The sequence below is a fragment of the Cupriavidus basilensis genome, assembly GCF_000876015.1.
GTDB lineage: Bacteria > Pseudomonadota > Gammaproteobacteria > Burkholderiales > Burkholderiaceae > Cupriavidus > Cupriavidus basilensis_B.
The window spans coordinates 1-3640 of record NZ_BBQM01000052.1 but is presented as its reverse complement, the minus strand read 5'-3'; the positions used below and the strand labels follow the sequence as shown (position 1 = coordinate 3640).

General features: G+C 57.2%; 2 protein-coding genes. Both read left to right on the top strand.

Annotated features, from left to right (window positions below; genetic code table 11):
- The first annotated feature begins 51 nt into the window (after positions 1-51).
- The gene (locus KF708C_RS34025; RefSeq protein WP_197090469.1) at positions 52-2256 is read left to right on the top strand and encodes a portal protein; all 2205 of its coding nucleotides are present in this window, start codon (positions 52-54) and stop codon (positions 2254-2256) included.
- A gap of 24 nt (positions 2257-2280) precedes the next feature.
- Positions 2281-3033, top strand: coding sequence for a hypothetical protein (locus KF708C_RS34020; RefSeq protein ID WP_156174079.1), 753 nt, complete (start codon positions 2281-2283; stop codon positions 3031-3033).
- Positions 3034-3640 lie beyond the last annotated feature (607 nt).

Genomic DNA, 3640 nt, shown 5'->3' with positions numbered 1-3640 from the left:
ACCCCATGCGCTGCAAACCGGCCGCTTCAATGGCCAATGGATGGGCTGAACATGGCAGATAAAGACGAAGACATCATTGCGCGTGCCCATCGTCGCTTCAAGGAAGCGCAGGAGTGGGAGGGCGACGCTCGTCAGCGCTTCAAGAACGATGTGGAGTTCTTGTATGCCGACCCGGACAATCAGGCTCAATGGGATGCCGCAGTGCGCGCGCGCCGTCAGATCTCTGGACTGCCGATGGTGACGATCAACAAAGTGCATACGCATTGGCTGCATGTGGTCAATCAGATGAAGGAAAATCTGCCGGCGATTACGGTCAAGCCAACTGGCGACGAAGCGACCTATGAGTCGGCGCAGATCTATGGTGCCGTGATCCGCCATATCCAGGTGAAATCGCAGGCGGCAACTGCCTATAAGATCGCAGCACAGTTCCAGGTAGGCGCAGGCATTGGCTATTGGCGCCTTGTGACCGAATATGCGGATGACAATAGCTTCGATCAGGAAATCCGCATCAAGCAGGTGCCAGATCCTCTTTCGGTGTATCTGGATCCGCATATCAAGAATCTAGACGGTTCCGATGCACGTTTCGGTTTCATCTACGAAGACATGCCGCGCGACAAGTTCGAGGATAAGTACCCACGTGTGAAGATTCCAATGGGTGCCGATAACAATGGCGTGCAGTCGTGGATCATGAAAGACACGGTCCGCACGGCGAACTACTACGAGGTCGAGACGCGCAAGGAATGGCTCTATGCCATTCCGAATGATGATGGAAGCATGCGCTTTGTTCGTGAGTCCGAGATGGAGGCAAACGAGCGTGCACTGTATGCCGCGGCCCATCGAGAGGACTCGGAAGTTGTCATGCGCCGCCGCGTCGACAAAAAGACGGTGCGCCTCTATGTGATCGCCGGGAACGCCATCGCAGAAAAGGGGATTTGGCCTGGCGCCTATGTCCCCATCATCCGCGTGCCAGGCGAGGAGATCGTCATCGAAGGGCGCCTTGATCGAAAGGGCCTCATCCGGTATCAAAAGGATGCGCAGCGCGCCTACAACTACAACGCATCCGCAGCACTGGAATATGGTGCGTTGCAGAGCAAATCGCCGTGGACAGCCCCCGTCGAAGCCATCGAAGGGCTCGAGAATTATTGGTCCACGGCGAACACGCAGAATCATGCTTATCTGCCGTGGAACCATAAGGATGAAAACGGAGATCCCATTCCGCCCCCGCAACGGCAGCAACCGCCGAACAGTTCTCCGGCCTATCTCGAAGGCATGCAGGTGGCTGAGCGTGAGTTGATGATGTCGAGCGGCCAATATGAGGCCACCTTTAGCGAACAAGGCAACGAGATCAGCGGCGTCTCGATCACGAAGCGCCAGAAGCAGGGCGAGCGCGTGACGTTCCATTTTCCGGATGCACTGAACGATGCATTGCGGTTTACTGGTGTTCAACTAATCGACCTGATCCCGAAGGTATATGACACGCGGCGTGTGCTGCGCATCATGGCCGAGGATGGCGAGCAGCAAACTGTGGTCATCGACCCGAAGCAAACCGAAGCGCTTCGTATGGAAAAGGTAGCACAGGAGAATCGCGTCAATGCAAGCTTCAACCCGAATGTTGGTCGCTATGAGGTGGTTGTAGACGCGGGCCCGAGCTATGACACCAAGCGCGAAGAAGCCTTTGAAGCGCTCACGAATCTGATCGTTGCCAATCCGGCGATGGCTCAAGTCATCGGCGATCTGTATATGGCGGTGGCTGACTTCCCGATTGCTGATAAGTTGCGTGAGCGTATGCGTAACTGGATCAATGCCACGAATCCGGGTGTGGTTGGAGATGGCCCCACGCCGAAGGAACAGCAATTGCTACAGCAATTGCAAGCTGCCGCAGATATGGTCAAGCAACTATCGGAGGCGCTGGCCGAGAAGGACCGCGCGCTGGACATCGAGAATCGGCGCCTGGACATGGAGGCACTCAATCACCTGGCGCTGCGCATGGAGAACGAGCGCGAGGCTATCACGGCCGCATTCAAGGCCGAGACGGATCGCCTCAAGTCGATCTTGGGTGCGCTCGACCCGAACATCCTAGGCCTCATCGCAGAAAAGCTCGGCACGGAAGTGCTAATGGCCCCGAATCCGGGGGAAGACGTCAATCCGCCTACGCTCGATCCCGCAGCAGCCTATGCGATGGGGTTGCCCACCGTCACCGATTCCAGCCCGCAACCGCAAGCATCGCAAGCCGCAGTTCCACTACCCCAACAATAAATCGCCCATCAATCGAGGAAAATCATGGAACAAGTAGTAGAAACGACATCGACTGAAACGGTTGCCGCACCGAACGATGGCGCGCCCCAAGAGACGCAACAGCCAAATCAGAATGCACAGCCGCCTGAATGGGTGCCGAAGCGCATGGGCGAAATGGCGGCGGCACGCCGAGCTGCAGAGCAACGCGCTGAGCAGATCGCAGCTGAGAACGCGCGCCTGCAACAGCAACTGGCTGCACTACAGGCCGGACAGGCCGGTGATGGGTCAGAGGCCACTCCGGTTATGCCAGCGCAGCAGCATCCGAATGTCGAGCAACTCGCGCGTACTTATGCCGAGCAGATGATTCAGCAACGCATGGCCGAGCAGCAGACTAGCAGCCGCATTGCGGAGGTTGATGCCGCGGCGCGCAAAGAGTTCGGCACCGACTATGATACCTCGGTGCAGAACCTGACGATGGCTGGCATTGGTGGCCCTGAGTTCCTATCGGTTATCACCAGTGTGCCTAACCCGGAAAAGCTCGTGACATGGCTCGGCAAGTCCGAGAATCTGGGTGAAGCCATGCGCGTAATGGGCCTTTCGCCCATGCAAATGGGAATCGAGATGACAAAACTCGCTGGGCGTGCAGCCAAGGAAATGACCAAGCAAGTCTCGAAAGCTCCGCCTCCGGTTGAGGGAGTCGATGGTGGCTCGAGCGGCGGTAGTGGCGGTTCGGAGCCCAAGATGGGCACGCCGGAATGGTTCGCCTGGCGTAACAAAAATGCGCGTCGCCGGCGCTGAGAAATGAAAAGCCCCTCCAAAGAGGGGCAACTCACTCGACGCTTACTCAAGGCATCAATTCCGAGGGGAGGCTGCTCGGCTTTTACTCCCAGCACACAGGCTTTTGCCAGTTTTAGTGAGGGACCGGCGCTGACCTCCGGCTTTCCATGTGGCGTGCTTTGGTAGCGCGGTGGGGTTCGCTCCTTTCGGCACCGGGTCGCCGCTCCCGGTATGGAGATTCCTTCCGGCCCACCTTTCCGCTGCGCATCAGCCTGCGCATTCCCTCACGTCATGCCGCTTACCGAGTTTTTCGCAGTGCTCGGGGAGAGCGCCACCAGCAAGCGGCATGCGTGAAGGCATTAAAAGTATAGCGCACCACATTGACATCACACAAGAAAGCTACTATTTTGCAGTTACTTGGCATGAAATTGCTCAAATCCTCAATTTTGTGAGCGATTAGACTCATGCTAATGGATTTCCAGGCATAAGCGAGCCGTCAATCGCTGGATTGGCCCGTCAAGTTGGTCTCCGCAGGGCAGAGACAAGTCGCGGATGCGCAAGCACCGCTCCTTCGTTCCCTGTCTCTCGATTGGAGTGCCAACGTGGCCAATAGCCTGCTCACAATCGA

Coding starts and splice junctions, on each gene's coding strand:
- KF708C_RS34025 (WP_197090469.1), top strand. CDS start 52: ATGGCAGATAAAGACGAAGACATCATTGCGCGTGCCCATCGTCGCTTC.
- KF708C_RS34020 (WP_156174079.1), top strand. CDS start 2,281: ATGGAACAAGTAGTAGAAACGACATCGACTGAAACGGTTGCCGCACCG.